General features: G+C 41.5%; 15 protein-coding genes. 6 read left to right on the top strand and 9 right to left on the bottom strand.

Annotation, left to right across the window (positions count from 1 at the left end; genetic code table 11):
* Positions 1-13: 13 nt before the first annotated feature.
* Genes K7X70_RS05015 through K7X70_RS05005 form a run of 3 tightly spaced genes read left to right on the top strand, consistent with a single transcriptional unit; the run spans position 14 to position 3,818 of the window.
* Positions 14-2,452 carry a penicillin acylase family protein gene (locus K7X70_RS05015; RefSeq protein ID WP_368388279.1) on the top strand — a complete coding sequence of 813 codons (2,439 nt, stop codon included), beginning with the start codon at positions 14-16 and terminating at the stop codon, positions 2,450-2,452.
* Between the two features lie 4 nt (positions 2,453-2,456).
* Positions 2,457-2,810 carry a hypothetical protein gene (locus K7X70_RS05010; protein ID WP_222536027.1) on the top strand — a complete coding sequence of 118 codons (354 nt, stop codon included), beginning with the start codon at positions 2,457-2,459 and terminating at the stop codon, positions 2,808-2,810.
* A 24-nt stretch (positions 2,811-2,834) separates the two neighbouring features.
* A complete protein-coding gene (locus K7X70_RS05005) occupies positions 2,835-3,818 on the top strand; it encodes a LuxE/PaaK family acyltransferase (RefSeq protein ID WP_222536026.1) in 984 nt (327 codons plus the stop codon).
* A 95-nt stretch (positions 3,819-3,913) separates the two neighbouring features.
* Here K7X70_RS05005 and tyrS read toward each other — a convergent pair whose 3' ends face one another.
* Entirely contained in the window at positions 3,914-5,200 is a 1,287-nt protein-coding gene (gene tyrS, locus K7X70_RS05000; RefSeq protein WP_222536025.1) for a tyrosine--tRNA ligase, read from the bottom strand.
* Positions 5,201-5,319: 119 nt separating this feature from the next.
* On the opposite strand from tyrS, the gene K7X70_RS04995 reads away from it, so the two are divergent.
* From K7X70_RS04995 to dapA, 3 genes are read left to right on the top strand one after another with little or no spacing between them, the layout of a single operon-like run.
* Positions 5,320-6,000 carry an ACP phosphodiesterase gene (locus K7X70_RS04995; protein WP_222536024.1) on the top strand — a complete coding sequence of 227 codons (681 nt, stop codon included), beginning with the start codon at positions 5,320-5,322 and terminating at the stop codon, positions 5,998-6,000.
* Positions 6,001-6,023: 23 nt separating this feature from the next.
* Positions 6,024-8,036: an NAD-dependent DNA ligase LigA gene (ligA, locus tag K7X70_RS04990; RefSeq protein ID WP_222536023.1), complete on the top strand. Its 2,013-nt coding sequence runs from the start codon at positions 6,024-6,026 to the stop codon at positions 8,034-8,036.
* A 9-nt stretch (positions 8,037-8,045) separates the two neighbouring features.
* A complete protein-coding gene (dapA, locus tag K7X70_RS04985) occupies positions 8,046-8,927 on the top strand; it encodes a 4-hydroxy-tetrahydrodipicolinate synthase (RefSeq protein WP_222536022.1) in 882 nt (293 codons plus the stop codon).
* A gap of 98 nt (positions 8,928-9,025) precedes the next feature.
* On the opposite strand, the gene K7X70_RS04980 is transcribed toward dapA, so the two are convergent.
* The 8 genes from K7X70_RS04980 to K7X70_RS04945 form a co-directional block, all read right to left on the bottom strand.
* Positions 9,026-9,208, bottom strand: coding sequence for a BF3379 family histone-like protein (locus tag K7X70_RS04980; RefSeq protein WP_062547107.1), 183 nt, complete (start codon positions 9,206-9,208; stop codon positions 9,026-9,028).
* A gap of 184 nt (positions 9,209-9,392) precedes the next feature.
* Positions 9,393-10,634 carry an aminotransferase class I/II-fold pyridoxal phosphate-dependent enzyme gene (locus K7X70_RS04975; protein ID WP_222536021.1) on the bottom strand — a complete coding sequence of 414 codons (1,242 nt, stop codon included), beginning with the start codon at positions 10,632-10,634 and terminating at the stop codon, positions 9,393-9,395.
* Between the two features lie 177 nt (positions 10,635-10,811).
* Positions 10,812-12,443 (bottom strand): cell division protein FtsZ, encoded by a 1,632-nt coding sequence (ftsZ, locus tag K7X70_RS04970; protein WP_222536020.1) that lies wholly within the window; start codon positions 12,441-12,443, stop codon positions 10,812-10,814.
* Between the two features lie 129 nt (positions 12,444-12,572).
* Entirely contained in the window at positions 12,573-13,934 is a 1,362-nt protein-coding gene (gene ftsA / locus K7X70_RS04965; protein ID WP_062547105.1) for a cell division protein FtsA, read from the bottom strand.
* Between the two features lie 54 nt (positions 13,935-13,988).
* Positions 13,989-15,203, bottom strand: coding sequence for a cell division protein FtsQ/DivIB (locus K7X70_RS04960; RefSeq protein ID WP_255606920.1), 1,215 nt, complete (start codon positions 15,201-15,203; stop codon positions 13,989-13,991).
* The gene (gene murC, locus K7X70_RS04955; RefSeq protein ID WP_222536019.1) at positions 15,196-16,551 is read right to left on the bottom strand and encodes a UDP-N-acetylmuramate--L-alanine ligase; all 1,356 of its coding nucleotides are present in this window, start codon (positions 16,549-16,551) and stop codon (positions 15,196-15,198) included. The genes K7X70_RS04960 and murC overlap by 8 nt, the downstream gene beginning before the upstream one ends.
* The gene (gene murG, locus K7X70_RS04950) at positions 16,538-17,665 is read right to left on the bottom strand and encodes an undecaprenyldiphospho-muramoylpentapeptide beta-N-acetylglucosaminyltransferase (RefSeq protein WP_222536018.1); all 1,128 of its coding nucleotides are present in this window, start codon (positions 17,663-17,665) and stop codon (positions 16,538-16,540) included. The genes murC and murG overlap by 14 nt, the downstream gene beginning before the upstream one ends.
* A gap of 4 nt (positions 17,666-17,669) precedes the next feature.
* A complete protein-coding gene (locus K7X70_RS04945; RefSeq protein ID WP_062547101.1) occupies positions 17,670-18,836 on the bottom strand; it encodes an FtsW/RodA/SpoVE family cell cycle protein in 1,167 nt (388 codons plus the stop codon).
* Position 18,837: the final 1 nt, after the last annotated feature.

Raw genomic sequence — 18,837 nt, 5'->3', positions numbered from 1 at the left:
ATTTAATTCAATCATGATGAATAAATTAAAAGCCTTGGTTTGCGTGATTATTCCCATACTCCTCGCGTATGCCTTGAATACAAAGTTTGGGAATACTCCTCCGCTACTTAAATTTCTGAATCCTTTCACTGGATTCTGGCAAAACGCAGAAAATAAAGCCATTTCCTCTACAACAAATCTGGCGCTGAAAGGGACCTTACAGAACGTAGATATTGCGTTTGACGATCGTATGATCCCCCATATTTTTGCGGAAAACGACCATGATGTATATTATGCACAGGGTTACGTGACCGCAATGCATCGTTTGTGGCAAATGGATTTCCAGACACGTTATGCTGCCGGACGCTTATCAGAAGTAGTCGGCAAAAAAGCCATAGAACTCGACAGATATCAACGTAGAATGGGGATGGTATATGGCGCAGAGAAATCGCTGGAAGGCATGATGGCAGACCCGAAATCTAAAGAAATGATTCTGGCCTATACAGCAGGTATCAATGCTTATATCCATAGCCTGAATACAGCTAAACTCCCTTTAGAATACAAAATATTAGATTTTAAACCAGAAGACTGGACTCCACTGAAATGTGCGTTATTGTTAAAACAGATGTCGGCAGTGCTGGCCATGGGTTCCGACGAGTTTTACATGACCAATATCCGGAAGAAATTTGGCACTGAAGTAGTCAAAGACTTATTTCCTGATTATCCATTCAAAGAAGATCCAATCATCCCTGTAGGGACAAAATGGGATTTCAAGCCACTCCCAATTCCTACTCCTCCTGCTGCATTTACAGAAATGACTACTGCGAATATTAAAACCCAGGAGAAAATAGAGGGTATCGGCAGTAATAACTGGGCAATATCCGGAGCAAAAACACTTTCCGGATCACCTATTCTGGCAAATGATCCCCATCTGGACCTCACCTTGCCTTCCATCTGGTACCAGATCCAACTCCATGCACCCGGCTTAAATGCCTACGGAGTATCCCTTCCTGGGGCACCAGGAATCGTGATTGGCTTCAACCAAAACATCGCCTGGGGTGTCACCAATGTGGCCGCAGATGTATTGGATTTCTACCAGATCAAGTTCAAAGACAATACCCATAAAAGTTACTGGTACGACAACCAATGGAAAAATACCAGCAGCCGACTGGAAGAGATAAAAATCCTCGGAGAAAAAACGGAAGTCGACACCGTATTCTATACCCATCATGGTCCCGTAGTTTACCTTCAAAAGCCTAAAGACTTCTCCAAAGCTGCAAATGTGCCGATTGGAAATGCACTTCGCTGGATTGCACATGAGAAATCCAATGAGCTAAAAACCTTTTACTTATTAAACAGAGGCAAAAACTACGACGATTACCGGAAAGCCCTCATTTATTACACTGCACCAGCACAGAACTTTGTCTTCGCTTCCGCAGACAATGACATTTCCATCACCGCAAATGGTAAATTCCCATTGAAATGGAAAGACCAGGGGAAATTTATCTTAGACGGAACAGACCCTAAAAATGACTGGCAAGGATGGATTCCTGCCTTGCAAAATCCAACAGTTAAAAATCCATCGAGAAACTTTGTCAGCTCTGCCAACCAATCTTCTACGGATCAAACTTACCCGTATTACATCAATTGGGAATTCAGTCCATATGAACGTGGTAAAAGGATCAACGACCGCCTGACTGCCATGACTAAAGCCACGGCCGATAGTATACGCTTAATGCAAACAGATTCCTATAGCATCTACGCACAAAACATCCTGCCATATATCCTCCCGCTTGTCGATCAGCCAGGGCTCAATGCGACACAAAAAGAAGCTTTCAGGATCACCTCAGGATGGAACAAATATTATGGCGCCGAATCTGTTGGAGCCAGCGTATTCGACCTATGGACAAAAAGACTGATGTTCAACATCTGGAATGATGAATTTACGGTGGATGCTGTTCCAATGCGCTTCCCATCCAGGGATCGTACAGTTCAGCTGATCCAAAAAGAACCAAATTCAAAATGGTTTGATAACATCAATACCCCGGCAAAAGAAACCTTGAATGACGCCGTGAATGAGGCTTTCAAATATGCATGCGACAGCCTGGAAAGAAAATATGGTGCCATCAGCATGGAATGGGCATGGGCAAATGTGAAACATAGCAATGTGCCACACCTTGCCAAAATTCCAGGGTTTGGTTCTAAAGTATTGATGACAGGTGGTGGAAAAATGACCATCAACGCCCTGAGTGAAACTAATGGTCCCTCCTGGAGAATGGTCATCGAACTCGGCAAAAATCCTAAAGGACATGGGGTATTTCCTGGTGGACAATCAGGAAATCCTGGAAGTCGCTTCTATGACAACATGATCGATACCTGGGCCAGCGGCAAATTGTATGATCTTTATTTCATGCAAAGCCCAAATGATCCTGCTGCCAAAATAATTTCTACCTTAAAAATAACCAAAAAATAAGCCAATGGTTTTTCTAGTCATACTCATCCTGTCCTTCCTATTGCAAATGGTACTTCCATGGTGGATTATCATCGTGATTTCTTTCGCTACCTGCGGATTGATCGGCAAGACAGCAAAAATATCTTTATGGGCTCCTTTTTTCGCCATATTACTACTCTGGTTGGGAATGGCTCTTTTTAAAAGTATCCCCAACGACCATATACTGGCTGGCCGTGTGGCAGAAATGATTGGCGTAAAAAGCTGGTATCTAGTGCTGGCACTAACGACTATACTAGGTGCATTTGCAGCTGCTGTCAGCGGTTTTTGCGGCTATCAGTTCAGAAAAGCATTACTAAATAAAAATCAACCCGCCAACTAAAGCATTCTTGTGTATTTTTGCAGGGTGAAGAACTTAATCAAGCAAATATTTTCTATCTCCAATAATGAACAGTTTGAAGAAACCTGCCTGGAGGTATTTAAACACCAGGTAGAAAACTGCGACGTTTATAAAGCCTACATTTCTCATCTTAAGGTACAGCCTGAGGCCATCAAATCGGCCAAAGAAATTCCTTTTCTGCCAATCAGTTTTTTCAAAACCCATGAAGTATTGAGCAGCAAAGATCCGGTAGAGATTACATTTAGCAGCTCCGGTACTACAGGAATGTTGCAAAGTAAACACCTGGTAACCGACTTATCAGTCTACGACCAGAGTTTTACCTTAGCATTTGAGCAGTTTTATGGCAGTATTGAAAACACTTGTTTTCTGGCTTTACTGCCCTCTTATCTGGAACGAGAAGGATCCTCGCTGATCTATATGGTAGATGCTTTAATCAGAGACAGCAAACATCCGGATAGTGGTTATTTCCTGCACAACCATGAAGAATTACATCAAAAATTAACCACACTGCAGGCCATCGGTCAGAAGACCATCCTGATCGGAGTCACTTATGCCCTGCTGGACTTTATAGAAAAGTATCAAATTAATTTCCCGGAACTGGTAGTCATGGAAACTGGCGGAATGAAAGGAAAAAGAAAAGAGATGGTACGGGAAGAGCTGCATCAATTGCTGCAGGAAGGTTTCGGTGTAGCCGATATCCATAGTGAGTATGGCATGACCGAATTATTAGGTCAGGCGTATTCCAAAGGAGCTGGTATTTTCAATTGTCCGCCATGGATGAAAATTTATCTGCGTGACACCAATGATCCGCTAAGTCTGGTCGACAATAAAAGTACTGGTGGGATCAATGTGATCGATCTTTCCAATGTAAATTCCTGCTCTTTTATCGCGACGCAAGATTTAGGTCGTCTGTTCCCTGATGGCTCATTTGAGGTATTAGGCCGCTTCGACAATGCGGATATCAGGGGCTGTAACCTGCTCGTTCAGTAACTAATTATAACGTTCATTTCAGACGCTCCGTAAACTAGGAGTGCATAAAAAATCCCGGTCCTGATCAGGCCGGGATTTTTTATGCTATATCTTTCTTATTTAACAGTCAGCAAGAAATAGTTTTTCTTTCCTTTTTGCACAATGATAAACTGATCATTCAAAAGGTGCTCCGAACCAATGACCTCTGAAGCATCTTTCAATTTCTCTCTGTTTACAGATACCCCACCGCCTTGAATCAATTTCTTAGCTTCTCCTTTTGAAGCGAGCACAGCTGATTTCTCTGCCAATAAAGTTGCCGCATCAATACCTAACATCAATTCTTCTTTTGAAATTTCAAACTGAGGAATACCTTCAAAAATCTCTAACACCTGTGTTTCATTTAAAGTCTTAAAGAAATCTAAAGAACCATTACCGAATAAAAACTCAGAAGTTTTGATCGCAGTTTCTAAAGCTTCTTCAGAATGTGTTCTCACCGTGATGTCTTCCGCCAATGCTTTCTGCAAAATGCGCAGATGTGGTGCTGCATCATGCTCAACTTCTAAGGCTTCAATTTCTTCTCTTGTTTTTAAAGTAAAGATTCGGATCCATTTTTTAGTATCATCATCTGAAGCATTCAGCCAGAACTGGTAGAATTTATACGGAGAAGTTTTCTCTGGTGCTAACCAAACTGCACCGCTTTCTGTTTTTCCGAATTTGGTCCCATCTGCTTTTTTAATCAGCTTTGTAGTGACTGCAAAGGCAGTACCTGCATCTTTACGTCTGATCAATTCAGTACCTGTTACGATATTTCCCCACTGATCTGATCCACCCATCTGAACTAAACAGTTGTGGTGTTTCCACAAATAGTAAAAATCGAAACCCTGGATCAACTGGTAGCAAAACTCTGTAAATGACAAACCTGAATCACCTTCAAGACGTCTCTTTACACTATCTTTTGCCATCATATAGTTCACAGTAATGTGCTTGCCTACATCCCTGATAAAAGTAAAAAGATTCATATCCTTAAACCAGTCTGCATTGTTCACCATTACCGCACCGTTTCCAGCTGCTTCAAACGTAAGGAACTTCGACAGCTGTTTTCTCATCCCAGCCAGGTTATGTTCTACCATATCCTCCGTTTGCAGGTTTCGTTCATCAGATTTACCTGAAGGGTCACCAACCATTCCTGTTGCTCCGCCTACCAAAGCATAAGGTTTATGTCCTGCACGTTGAAAATGTATTAAAGTCATGATCTGAGTCAGGTGGCCCACATGCAATGAATCTGCAGTTGGATCAAAACCGATATACCCCGATGTCATTCCTTCATTTAATTTTTCTTCAGTACCAGGCATTATATCCTGCAACATGCCTCTCCAGCGTAGCTCTTCAACGAAATTGGTCATTATGTATCTCCTTAGTTTGTCGCAAATATAAGACAAATATGGAAGAAGCTGAGGTTATGAAGCAATTCAATCCCCTTCAAAAAGGGCGAAACTGAACAAAAATAGCTACTTTTAAAGCGATGAACTTTCTTTCCCACTACTATTTTGAACGAGACAACCCTGACGAAAACATCGTCTTAGGCGTCATTTTGCCCGATCTGATCAAAAATGCACAGAAAGAAATTAACCTCTATCCACTAAAAGAAAAGCATCTTTTCTTAGGGGATCCAATTCAGCATTCGCTATTAAAAGGCTGGGAAAGACACTTGGAAGTCGATCGGGTTTTTCACAACTCAGACTTCTTCAAAGTACAAACGCATGCCTTGAAACAACTGATTTTACCTGCTTGTGAAAACAGTCCGGTGAAACCTTTTTTCCTGGCACATATTGGCATTGAACTGGTTTTAGACCATCTTCTGACCGTCAAAGGGCTGATCAACATCCATACTTTCTACGAACAGCTCATCAAATCTGATACAAAAGCCACTGAACTTTTCTTAAAAAACTGCGGAGTTACAGACACCCGTATTTTCATAAAATTCCTGGATAACTTCATCACAAGCCGCTACCTATTTAGCTATCAAAAAATCGAAAACATCTCTTATGCACTCAATAGAATCTGTATGCGCATCTGGCCAAATCCTTTTACGGAAGCACAGACAGAAATGCTCACCGAAAAGCTGATCATTTACCGAGACGCCCTGGAGCCGGAATACCTGGAGATTTTTAAGCGCATAGCAGGCAATCTACCCCCTTTATAAACTGATTTTTCTATCTTTGTCTTATGCCGCTTATGGAGATCAAAGACAAAATGGAAGCATTGGTTAAGGAGCTTAACCAACATAGTTACAATTATTATGTATTGGCAATGCCTACCATTGCAGATTACGAGTTCGACAAGAAATTAGCAGAGCTGGAGCAATTAGAAAAAGCACATCCAGAATTCGCAGATCCCAACTCCCCTACCCAAAAAGTTGGTGGGGAGATCACCAAAAACTTTACAACCGTTGCCCACCGATGGCCAATGCTTTCACTGGGAAATACCTATAACGAACAAGACCTACGCGATTTTGACGAACGCGTTCGGAAAACAATTGGAGATCAGTTTGAATATGTATGTGAACTTAAGTTTGATGGACTTTCCATCAGCTTAACCTACGAAAACAACAAATTGGTTCGTGCCGTTACCCGTGGTGATGGTACCAAAGGCGATGATGTAACCACCAATATCAAAACCATCAGTAACATCCCTCATCAGTTAAAAAATGAAACTGTTCCTCCGCTATTTGAGATCAGAGGGGAGATATTTATGCACCGTGCTGCCTTCGATCGACTCAACAGAGAGCGTGAAGAGCTTGGAGAGGTACAATATGCCAACCCTAGAAATTTTGCCGCAGGAACCGTTAAAATGCAGGATTCTAAAGAAGTAGCCAGACGTCCATTAGACTGTTTCCTATATTCCCTGAATACCGATAAAAACTATTTCAAAACGCATTGGGAAAGTTTAGAAAGCTTAAAAAGCTGGGGTTTTAATGTGTGCGAGCATACTGAGCTGAGCAGTACCATCGATGACGTACTTGCTTTTGTACACAAATGGGAAGAACAGCGTTTCAAACTTTCTTATGATATTGATGGAATCGTGATCAAAGTAAACAGCTATGCGCAGCAGCAGGAATTGGGCTTTACAGCCAAATCTCCACGCTGGGCAATTTCTTATAAATACAAAGCACAGGAAGTAGAAACCATCCTGGAGAAAGTAACTTATCAGGTAGGACGTACTGGTGCAGTGACCCCTGTGGCCAACCTGAAACCAGTTCAGCTGGCCGGAACAACAGTAAAAAGAGCTACCCTGCACAATGCAAATGAGATCGAGCGACTAGATCTTCATGAAGGTGATACCGTATTTGTAGAAAAAGGTGGAGAGATCATTCCTAAAATCATCCATGTAAACCTGGAAAAACGTAAGCCAGGAGCTTTAAAAATACATTACCTGACGCAATGCCCGGAATGTAATACCCCATTGATCAGGAAAGAAGGAGAAGTGGCTTTCTACTGCCCTAATGACGAAGCTTGTCCGCCGCAAATCGTAGGTAGAATCCAGCATTTTATCAGCCGCAAGGCGATGAATATTGACGGATTGGGTGATGAAACTATTGAAACCTTTTATCAAAAAGGACTGGTTGCCCGCATCAGCGATCTTTACACCCTGCATGAAAGATCAGAAGATTTGAAAACATTGGAACGCTTCGGAGATCGTTCTATTGAAAATATGCTGAAAGGAATTGAAAACTCCAAGCAGATGCCTTTTGAAAAAGTCCTTTTCGGATTAGGAATCAGATATGTCGGAGAAACTGTTGCAAGAAAACTGGCTGTTGGAACTAAAAATATCGACAAGTTAATGACTGCAACCCTGGAAGAACTCGTTGCAATTGATGAAATCGGACAAAGAATTGCAGAAAGCATCCTAGAATACTTCGCAAAACCGGAACACATCCACCAAATTGAGCTTTTAAAGTCTTATGGACTGCAGTTCGAAGTGGTAGAAAAAGAAATTAGCCTACAAAGTGACAAATTAACTGGAAAAACATTCGTAATTTCGGGAGTTTTTGAAAATTACAGTAGGGAAGAACTCAAAGAGATAATTGAAAGCAATGGTGGTAAGATCCTGAGCGGCATTTCCGCAAAACTCAACTACCTTGTTGCGGGTGATAATATGGGACCTTCCAAATTGGAAAAGGCAAATAAATTGAATGTCCCCCTGATTTCACAGGATGACCTATTAGCGTTATTGAAGTAAATAAAAAAGATGAACAAATTTCACGGAACGGGTGTGGCATTGGTCACCCCATTTAATGCAGACGGAACAGTGGATTATACAGGCCTTAAAAACCTGATCAATCACCTCGTTGAAGGAAAAGTAGAATACCTGGTATCTTTAGGTACAACGGGAGAAGCATCAACACTGAATAAGAGCGACAAGAAGAAGATCTGGGAATTTACTGCTGAAATTAACAATGGCCGTTTACCGCTTGTAGCTGGTATCGGAGGAAATGATACCGCTGAACTTGCCCAAAGTATAAAAGATTTCGAAGTGAGTGGTTATGATGCGATCCTATCAGCCAGTCCATATTATAATAAGCCAACTCAGGAAGGCATTTACCAACACTATAAAGCCGTATCAGAAGCCAGTGCATTACCTGTGTTTCTTTACAATGTACCAGGCCGTACAGGCAGCAATGTAAGTCCTGAGACGACCTGCCGCTTAGCTAATGATTTCAAAAATATCATTGGTACAAAAGAAGCGTCTGGAAGTTTCGATCAGTTCAACCAGATCCTGCGTGATAAACCAGCAGATTTTATGCTGATCTCAGGTGATGATCCGGTAGCAATGCCAATGATCGCTTTAGGTGCAGTAGGGGTAATTTCTGTAGTAGGAAACGCTTTGCCTCAGCAATTATCCGACATGATCAGGTTGTGTCTAAACGGTGATTTTAAAGCCGCAGCGCCATTACATCTGAACTTAATCGAGTTTACCAGACTGATCTTCGCAGAAGGAAATCCCGGTGGCGTAAAAGCAGCATTGAAACAATTAGGTGTATGTGACGACTATGTACGTTTGCCATTGGTACAGGTAACTGACTCCCTGCGCAAAGCAATCATTGCAGAAACCAACAGAATTACTGCTTAAAACATCATTAAAAGCATAGAAACAGCGAAGCTGTAAAAACCATATTCCATAAAAAAAGCGTCCCGGTTGCCTGGACGCTTTTTTTTGAATCAAAAAGCTTATTTAGCGTCTTTGTTTTTAGTTTCCTGAACTTCCAAACGAATCGCTTGAGCTAAGTTCTTAAGATCCTGCATACCTTTACGAACACGTGTTCCAGCAGCGCTATTAGCTTTGTTGTAGAATTTGTCTGCATCTGCTTCTAAAGCAGCAACAAGTTCTTTTGCTTCATTAAATTTTTTCATCGTTAATTTACTCCTTTTTAGTTTTTAATGGTTTGATTGATACTCTATTACTAAAGTAAGGTGTTTATTCTATAAAAAAAAGATTTTCAGACAATAAATAAAGCGCTTTTGAAAACTAATTTTTAGACACAAAAAAAAGACTGCCTTAAAAAAAGCAGTCTTTCCTAAATTCTTATAAAATAGCCTAAGCCATAGAGAACTGATGTTCTTTATAATAACCTGTTTTCAACTTCTCAGACACTTCGCTAAAAGCGTCTAAAGTACGCTGTACGTCTTCCAAAGTATGAACAGCGGTTGGAATCAACCTTAGCTCAATTAATCCCTTAGGAATCACTGGATAAACTACAATCGAACAGAAAATACCGTAGTTCTCACGTAAATCCATGGTCAATGCCGTAGCTTCTAACAATTCCCCTTTTAAGAACACCGGCGTCACCATCGTGTTGGTGATCCCTAAATCAAAACCACGTTCTCTTAAACCGTTCTGAAGGGTAGTTGCGATCAACCAAAGACGTTCTCTTAACTCTGGATTATTTTTAAGCAGCTCTAATCTTTTCAATAAACCAATTACCATTGGCATTGGCAAAGCCTTCGCGAAAGTCTGCGAACGCATATTGTAGCGGAAATAGTTAGTTAATTCTTGTGTAGAGGCAACGAATGCACCAATACCTGCCATTGATTTTGCGAAAGTACCAAAGTACACATCTACACCTTCAATACAGCCTTGCTCTTCATGAGTACCCGCACCTGTTGGACCCATAGTACCAAAACCATGTGCATCATCAATCAAAAGACGGAAATCGAATTCTTTTTTCAATTCAATTAATTCTTTCAATTTACCTTGTGCACCTGACATACCAAATACACCTTCAGTGATCAAAAGAATACCACCTCCAGATTGTTCAGTCAGTTTAGTAGCACGTTCTAATTGTTTGCGTGCACTTTCAATATCATTATGCTGGTAAACGAAGCGCTTACCCATGTGTAAACGTAAACCATCAATAATACAGGCATGAGATTCCGCATCATAAACGATCACGTCATTTCTATCTACTAAACAATCGATGATCGATACCATACCCTGGTAACCGAAATTCAATAAAAATGCATCTTCTTTCCCAACAAATTCAGCCAATTCCTGCTCCATTTGCTCATGGTACTTAGAGTTACCAGACATCATCCTTGCACCCATCGGGTATGCCATACCAAAATCCGTCGCACCCTGCTTATCCGCTTCCCTAACTTCAGGGTGATTTGCCAATCCTAAATAGTTGTTTAAACTCCAAACTAAATGTTCTTTGCCACGAAAATTCATGTGAGGTGCGATATCCCCCTCTAATTTAGGAAAAGAGAAATATCCATGTGACCATTTCTGGTGCTGACCAATCGGTCCCATGCGTTTTGCTACTTTATCAAAAATATCCAATGTGTATTTATTTAAATGTTATGTATCTTATTTTTCTGCAAATTTAAGGTTAATCTGCTGTAATAGCAATTTTACCTGGAAGCGCTTTAGTCCGCTTGCCCTTCCCATACGATTATTATGCCAAAAAAGCCTCAACAATAAAATTGCTAAGGCTTTTCAAATATTTAAATCGACTGGTTAATCAACGTTATCGTGTAAAAATGAGTTATTAGGTCTGATCTCTGTAGATCCCTCTTCATCATTACTCAAGGTAAACCTTGAAACCTGGGATTCTGAAGAATGCTGAACCTGTTCCAACTGCATTTGCTTACGTTTATAAGCCGGCTCGTTTTCCAGTTCCTGTAAACCATTGCTGGTTCTCAGTTTCATACTCAGGTCTTTTAATCTCAAGATACGCTCTTTAGATTTTTTCAACTGATCTTCGATAGAATCATCATTTTTATCATCATCTGCTCCTTGCTCCACCACTTCCTGACGCTGCGGCTCCACATTATTATGGAATACAGATTCTGGTTTTTCAAAGGTAAAATCAGTTTCAGCTACTTTAATTTCAAACTCAAAAGAAGGATCCTGCTGTTCTTCAGCCACCGCTTCTTCTTCCACTAAAGTATGTCTGACGATGCCATTATTGTCTGGCTCCTGATATCCCCTTTTATTGTTGCCATACAGATCACCAAAAAGATCAGACTGTTTGATCTCTTCTTTAGTTTTCATAACCGGCTCATTTGAATAAGCTTCCGGTCTTGGTGCGATAAAAGAATTTACTGGTTCTACCGGCTTCACCAATGGAGCTTCTTCAGGCGTAAGCAAAGAAACTTTTCTTACATTTTTTTTTTCTTCATCACGTTGTTCCGTAGTCTGGAATCCAGTGGCAATAATCGTTACCGATAATTTATCCTCCAGGTTCTCATCGATACAGTTACCCCAGATCAGGTCTGCAGATAACCCCGCTTTGTCCTGAATATAGTCTGTGATGATGGTCACCTCATCCATCGTTACTTCACGTAATCCTGAACTGATATTCAATAAAATATATCTGGCACCTTCAATCTCATTATCTTTTAACAATGGAGAAGCCAAAGCGCCTTCCACTGCATTTAATGCTCTATTTTCGCCATCACAAGCAAAACTACCCATGATCGAAACCCCACTGTCCTTCATCACCGTACGCACATCCTTAAAATCCACGTTGATATATCCAGGTACTGTAATGATTTCGGCGATTCCTTTGGCTGCGGTAGTTAAGATATCATCTGCCTGGGCAAATGCGGAACCTAAAGTCAGGTTACCAAAAATCTCCCTTAACCTGTCGTTCGAGATCACCAGGTAAGAGTCCACATATTTTTTCAGCTCATCCAAACCATCATTGGCTTGCATCTTACGTCGTTTACCTTCAAAGGCAAATGGCGTAGTCACGATGGCTACGGTTAATATATCTAATTCTTTCGCTGCTTTTGCAATGATTGGGCTTGCACCTGTTCCGGTACCACCGCCCATTCCGGCAGTAATAAATAACATCTTTGTGGTGCTTCCCAGCATTTGTTTGATGTCATCTATATTTTCTATAGCAGAATTCTTTCCTACCTCAGGAATTGAGCCTGCACCCATTCCTTCTGTTAAGCTAGCACCCAATTGTACCTTATTAGGGATCGGACTAAACTCCAATGCTTGCGCATCTGTATTACAAATAATAAAGTCTACACCTGTAATTCCCTGACGGTACATATGGTTTACCGCATTACCACCACCGCCACCAACACCAATTACCTTGATGATTGATGACTTATCTTTTAACATTTCGAACTGCATATCTTTATGAATCAGTTGTTTAAAAATTCGTTTTTCCTGTTCATCTACCAACGTAATAATACCATTTTTTAACAGGGCTTTTCTATTACTGTTTGGAATGTGGAAAAATCGCTAATTGTGGATAAGTATTTATGATTTAATATAATCTTCGTCGCTTACGTTCATATCGTCCTTTACGAAGTCTTTAGCCTTGGCCAGCAGCTTGTCGAACAGTCCACCACCAGAATTCTTGTTCTTGTCTTTAGGATCCTTTGGTTTTTCAACATATACGCCTGGCTGTTTCATTTCTTCGATCAGTTCTTCCGCTTTTTGAATTCCTTTGATCAGCAAACCAACACTGGTTGCATACATCGGACTTTTCAAATCGTCATAAATGGTCTTTGGCATGTCTTCATATTTAGACAAATGCTCATTCGGATAACCCACGCGGCAATCCAAACCTGTAACATATTCTACCAGTTGAGAAAGGTGTTTCAGCAAAGCACCACCACCAGTGATCACTACACCACCGATTAATTTTTTCTCATAACCAGACGATTTAATCTCATAATAAACATGCTCAATGATTTCTTCCATACGGGCCTGGATCACATAAGCTAAGTTTTTCACAGAAATCTCTTTTGGCTCTCTTCCACGTAGGCCGGGAACACAAATGATCTCATTTTCTTTGTTCTCTTCAGCCAGGGCAGAACCGAAACGGGTCTTCAACAATTCAGCCTGGTTTCTCATCACAGAACATCCTTCACGAATATCTTCCGTTACACTGTTCCCCCCAAATGGGATCACAGCAGTATGGCGGATGATGCCTTCATGAAAAATAGCAATATCGGTTGTACCACCACCAATATCGACTAAAGCAATACCAGCTTCCTTCTCTTCGTCGCTCAACACCGACTCTGAAGAAGCAAGAGGCTCTAAAATTAATTCCTGAGTTTGCAACCCAGCATTGGTTACGCACCTCATTATATTTTTAACCGCAGTTACCTGTCCGGAGATGATGTGGAAATTCGCTTCTAAACGCACTCCTGCCATCCCGATCGGGTCTTTCACACCGGGCTCATTATCGATAGTAAATTCCTGTGGCAAAACATGAATGATTTCTTCTCCTGGGGGCATCACCAGTTTGAACATATCATCAATTAATTTGTCAATGTCTTTCTTTCCAATTTCATTGTTCAGCTCTCTCCTGGTTAAAATCCCACGGTGCTGCAAACTTTTGATATGCTGACCAGCGATACCAACGTTCACCACGCGGATTTCAACATTCGATTGACCGCTGGCAACTTCTACTGCCTGTGCGATTCCCTGAACTGTTTTTTGGATGTTCGAAACCACACCACGGGTTACCCCTGCTGATTCCGCTTTTCCAATGCCCAATACCTCTATTTTTTTATGCTGAGTGCGCCGACCAACGATCACGCAAATTTTTGTAGTACCAATATCCAATCCTACTACGATTGGAGACTGCACGATAGATTTTTCTTTGCCCATAACTATATCGATTTGCTGAGTTATATTCTTGTTGTTTTTCTGGTATCTGTATTCTTATCTCTTTTCTGCTACCGTTCCCGGCTTCTTTGCAGTTGTTTTTTTCTCTGTTTTTGCAGTACTCGTCTTTTTAACCGGACTCGTCACTGGCTTTGCTTTTGCAACTGGATTAGTCGCCGGCTTCTTGACCGCAGGTTTTACCGCTGCTGTCTTTTTCGGTTCCGATTTTTTTGGCTCTGGCTTTTTTGCTTCCGGCTTTTTAATTGCAGGTTTCGTAGCTTCCACCTTTTTTACCGCCGGCTTATTTACCGGCTTCGGCGCTGGAGCCTTAACTGGCACTGCAGCAACTGCTCCATCCGGAACATAAGGATCATCCGCATCGTTTTTCATTTCCTTTGCAATCTGCTGCAAAACCAATGCGTTGATCACTCCCTTATTCGCTTTTGCGGTATCCACAATTTTCGGCCGCTTCACTCCATTCACAACCTGCGAATCTGGTTTGTTCTTTTCACAAACCACCTGATTCGTATATTTAATATTGATCGTTTTATAGGTATCCCATCCCACTTTCGGCATGGCCTGTTTATAAAACGCCAGAAGATTTCTCATTTTCACCTGCAAGGAATCAGCAGAGCCCAGCAAGATGCGCTGGTTACCTACTCTTGGGATCAACTCAATATCCATTCTATCATCTACATACAATTGCTCGATTTGTGCATCCCACAAAGTATCTCTTTTGATGAACAAAGCCGTCTCGTACAAATCTGCTGCCAATTTGGTGATTAAAGTGTCTACTCTACCACTAAAACGCTCCATAATGTTTCCATTAGCCACCAAAACGTTGGCCGTAAAGTTCGGAGACACCGGCATTTTTAGTCCGTCACGGTCAATGTAATAGTCCTGTCCACCAGCATTAATTACCCTTAAAATCGGCTGACGCTGTTTAATTTCAATATGAATCACGCCATCCATGTCGGCATACACGGTTGCCTGAGCAATATAAGGGTTGGATTGTATCTTTTTCTCTATCGCCTGCAGATTGATATCTTCCAGCTTCCGACCGACTAAAGAGCCCTGGCTCTGCTTTAAAACCGCATCTATCTCCTCTCGCTCAATGAAATTATCTGCTCCAGGGATCAATATTTTGACATTCGTAATGGTCACCGTATCCTTCTTCATGCTGATGAAACTCATGAGCACAACCACTCCACACAGGCAAACTACCCATGCAAAGCATCTGAATACAAATTTCCAATTGATGTCTTTAAACATTAGTGAAATTAGTTTTTAATGGTTGTATTAACGTGTCAATATCCCCAGCACCAACAGTAATCAGCAGCTCCGGGTTTTTAGTTTTAATACGCTCCAACACAAGGTCTTTCGCGCAAATCTCTTTACTTTCTAAGGTGATTTTATCCAGCAAAAATGCTGAATCAACGCCTTCAATAGGCAGCTCTCTTGCCGGGTAAATGTCCAGTAAAATCAGGTCATCTACGGTACTGAGCACTTCCGCAAATCCATCGGCAAAATCGCGTGTGCGACTGAACAAATGTGGCTGAAAAATCACTGTCATTTTCTTCTCCGGATACAGTTGTCTGACCGCATGAAAACAAGCTTTTAATTCTTCAGGATGGTGTGCGTAATCGTCGATATAAATGTGATTTTTTGTATTCACAATATATTCAAACCTTCTTTTTACTCCTTTAAAACTGGCAATAGCGCCCTTTATTTTATCCGCATCAATGCCTAGCTTTAAGGCCACTGCCATTGCTGCTACAGCATTTTCAACATTGTGTTTTCCTGGTAACATTAACTGTACATCGGAAATTTTAACCTCCCCATCTACATAATCAAAAACAAACTTTGATCCTACAACACGTATGTTTTCCCCTTTAATCGGAGAATCCATTCCTGCACTATAATTCAGGCCGCCTTCCAAAGGCAAACCTTCCTTAACGAACAAAGTTCCTTCCGGTTTCAATTGTCCCGCAAACAGGCGGAAAGACTCCTCCAACTGGTTCGCATCACCATAGATATCCAGGTGATCCGCATCCATAGAAGTAATCACAGAAATATCCGGATGTAAAGTCAGGAAAGAACGGTCATATTCATCGGCTTCCACCACGACTACATGGTTGGTACCCAATAAAAAATTGCTGTTATAATTGCTGGCGATGCCGCCTAAAAAAGCAGTACAGCCAAAACCGGTATCGGTCAGCACGTGTGCAATGATCGAAGAAGTCGTGGTTTTTCCATGAGTACCGGCAACGGCAATACAAAACTGCCCTTCGCTGATGATCCCTAATACTTCAGAACGTTTCTTCATCACAAAACCCTGCTCCTGGAAATAATGGAGTAAAGCACTATGTTTAGGAATAGCTGGCGTATACACCACTAAAGTGTATTCGTCATGCGTTAAAAAAGCTACTGGTAAAGCCAATACTTCGTCGATGTAAGAAACCGCAATTCCCTCTTCTTCCAAAGCGATCGTCAGGTTGGTCCTGGTTTTATCATAACCGCAAACCTCGCAACCTCTGTTTTTGAAGTAACGGGCAAGCGCACTCATGCCAATACCGCCGATGCCTACAAAATAAATCCTCTTAATCTTATCTAACTTCACGTAGACCTCCTTTCCCTGCTAAAATTAACACCTCTTCTGCGATGATGTTATCCGCATCAGGCAAAGCCATTTTTCCTATATTCTCAGAAAGCATTTTACAGCGATCCTTATCTTTTAATAACATTAATGCTTCCGATACCAGTGTATCCTCCGCAGAGCGATCGGCAATTAAAAGCGCCGCATGGTGTTTCACCAATGCCATCGCATTTTTCGTCTGGTGGTCTTCCGCTACATTTGGCGAAGGCACGAGGATTACCGGCTTTTTAATCAAACAAAGCTCCGCAATCGTACCAGCTCCTGCTCTGGAAATAATCAGATCGGCAGCGGCATAAGCCATGTCCATCTTATTCAGAAACTCCAGAATACATACATTCCGATGGTAATCCAAACCTAAGCGCTCCACAATCCCTTTATAATAAAATTTCCCCGTCTGCCAGATCACCTGAACATCTTCAGCAATTAAATCTTCTAAATGCTTTTCAATGCTTTTGTTTAATGTCCCTGCACCCAGGCTTCCACCTGTCACCAGGATGGTTTTCTTCAATGGGTCCAGTTTCAGCAATTCTGCACCAGCATGATGTTTCTGCGCTATGTCTACCACATCTTTCCTGACCGGATTTCCTGTCTTCAGGATATTCGCTGCTGGGAAAAACTGATCCATTTCATCAAAAGCCACACATACTTTCGCTGCTTTTTTCCCTAACCATTTATTGGTGACCCCCGCATAGGAGTTTTGCTCCTGAATCAGGTAAGGAATATTTTTTAATGATGCAGCAAATAAGACGGGTCCGGAAGCATAGCCACCTACACCAACCACTACATCAGGTTTAAAATCAGCAATTAACTGCAAGGCTTTACGCATGCTTCCTAGCATTTTAAATGGCAAACTTAAATTTTTTACGATTGAGCCTCTTTGTATACCGCTGATGTTTAAACCTATGATCTTATATCCGGCAGCAGGAACTTTTTCCATTTCCATTCTGCCTGTTGCGCCGACAAATAAAATCTCACAGCTAGGCTCCATGCGTTTTAAAGCATTCGCTATCGATATCGCCGGAAAAATATGTCCGCCAGTACCACCACCTGAAATAATTACTCTCGTTGCTCTCTTCATCTTCTTAATCTATTGCAGGAATCTCACCTACCACTACTTTTTTATGACTATTCTCTTCTACATCTCTGCTCACACTCAGGATAATTCCAAAGGCGATACTGGTAAAAATCATGGAAGTACCTCCCATGCTCACTAATGGTAAAGGCACCCCGGTAACCGGGCCTAAACCTACGGCTACGGCCATATTGGCAAAAGCCTGAATGGTCAGACTAAAGCTCAACCCCGCAGCCAGCAAGGCACCGAAGGCCTTGGGACTTTGTGTGACAATCCGTACGCATCGGTAGAGCAGCACCAGGTATAATACAATCACCGTCATTGCCCCTAACAAACCGTATTCTTCCACGATAATCGCGAAGATAAAATCCGAATATGGGTGAGGTAAGAAATTTCTTTGCGTGCTATTTCCGGGACCTTTTCCAAAAACACCGCCTGTTGCCAGCGCGATTTTAGATTGATCTGCCTGATAAGTTTTATCTGAATTCTGAAGCTCCGGATGTAAGAATGAGTTTACCCTCGATTTATAGGTTCCTGCCCTGGGGCCTAAAAACACAATAAACAATAGCAAAACTGCACCGCCCGCACAAACAATGGAGATCTGTTTAATGGAGATCCTGCCAATAATCAGCAATAGGATACTCACCCCAAACAACATAATTGCCGTCGATAGATTCGCCCATGCAATCAGCACAAAAACCACACATACTGATCCCATAATCGGGACAAATGCTTCTTTTACATCTTTAATATTTTCCTGCTTCTTCGTCAACATCCTGGCCAAAAAGGTAATCAGGGCAAGTTTCGCCAAATCGGAAGTCTGGAATGTCAATCCAATCACTGGAATCTTTACCCAACGCGAGGCATCATTGATGTTCGCTCCAAATACTGCGGTATAGAATAACAATGGAATCGTAATGATCATCAGGATTTTGGAAATACCAGCATAATATTTATAATCCAATAAATGCGAGATATAGATCATCCCTATACCCATAATCACGAAGATTAAGTGCTTGGTTAATAAAACTTTTTCTACGGTTTTATTCACTTTATAGGCATACGTTCCCGTTGCACTATACACGGTAAGTATAGAGATCAGCGATAAAAGGATAATGATCAGCCATATCCAGCGATCTCCTTTTGTCTTGTCTAAAATCTGATTAATTGCGATCATA

This window comes from Pedobacter polysacchareus, assembly GCF_019802255.1.
In the GTDB taxonomy this organism is placed as follows: Bacteria; Bacteroidota; Bacteroidia; order Sphingobacteriales; family Sphingobacteriaceae; genus Pedobacter; species Pedobacter polysacchareus.
This window is presented reverse-complemented; position numbering and strand designations above follow the sequence as displayed.

Excerpts from the sequence above, each read along its gene's own strand:
- K7X70_RS04945 (WP_062547101.1), bottom strand. The coding sequence starts at position 18,836 with ATGATCGCAATTAATCAGATTTTAGACAAGACAAAAGGAGATCGCTGG.
- dapA (WP_222536022.1), top strand. The coding sequence starts at position 8,046 with ATGAACAAATTTCACGGAACGGGTGTGGCATTGGTCACCCCATTTAAT.
- tyrS (WP_222536025.1), bottom strand. The coding sequence starts at position 5,200 with ATGACCAATTTCGTTGAAGAGCTACGCTGGAGAGGCATGTTGCAGGAT.
- K7X70_RS05015 (WP_368388279.1), top strand. The coding sequence starts at position 14 with ATGATGAATAAATTAAAAGCCTTGGTTTGCGTGATTATTCCCATACTC.
- ftsA (WP_062547105.1), bottom strand. The coding sequence starts at position 13,934 with ATGGGCAAAGAAAAATCTATCGTGCAGTCTCCAATCGTAGTAGGATTG.
- ligA (WP_222536023.1), top strand. The coding sequence starts at position 6,024 with ATGCCGCTTATGGAGATCAAAGACAAAATGGAAGCATTGGTTAAGGAG.
- K7X70_RS04960 (WP_255606920.1), bottom strand. The coding sequence starts at position 15,203 with ATGTTTAAAGACATCAATTGGAAATTTGTATTCAGATGCTTTGCATGG.
- K7X70_RS04980 (WP_062547107.1), bottom strand. The coding sequence starts at position 9,208 with ATGAAAAAATTTAATGAAGCAAAAGAACTTGTTGCTGCTTTAGAAGCA.
- murG (WP_222536018.1), bottom strand. The coding sequence starts at position 17,665 with ATGAAGAGAGCAACGAGAGTAATTATTTCAGGTGGTGGTACTGGCGGA.
- K7X70_RS04995 (WP_222536024.1), top strand. The coding sequence starts at position 5,320 with ATGAACTTTCTTTCCCACTACTATTTTGAACGAGACAACCCTGACGAA.
- ftsZ (WP_222536020.1), bottom strand. The coding sequence starts at position 12,443 with ATGCAGTTCGAAATGTTAAAAGATAAGTCATCAATCATCAAGGTAATT.
- K7X70_RS05010 (WP_222536027.1), top strand. The coding sequence starts at position 2,457 with ATGGTTTTTCTAGTCATACTCATCCTGTCCTTCCTATTGCAAATGGTA.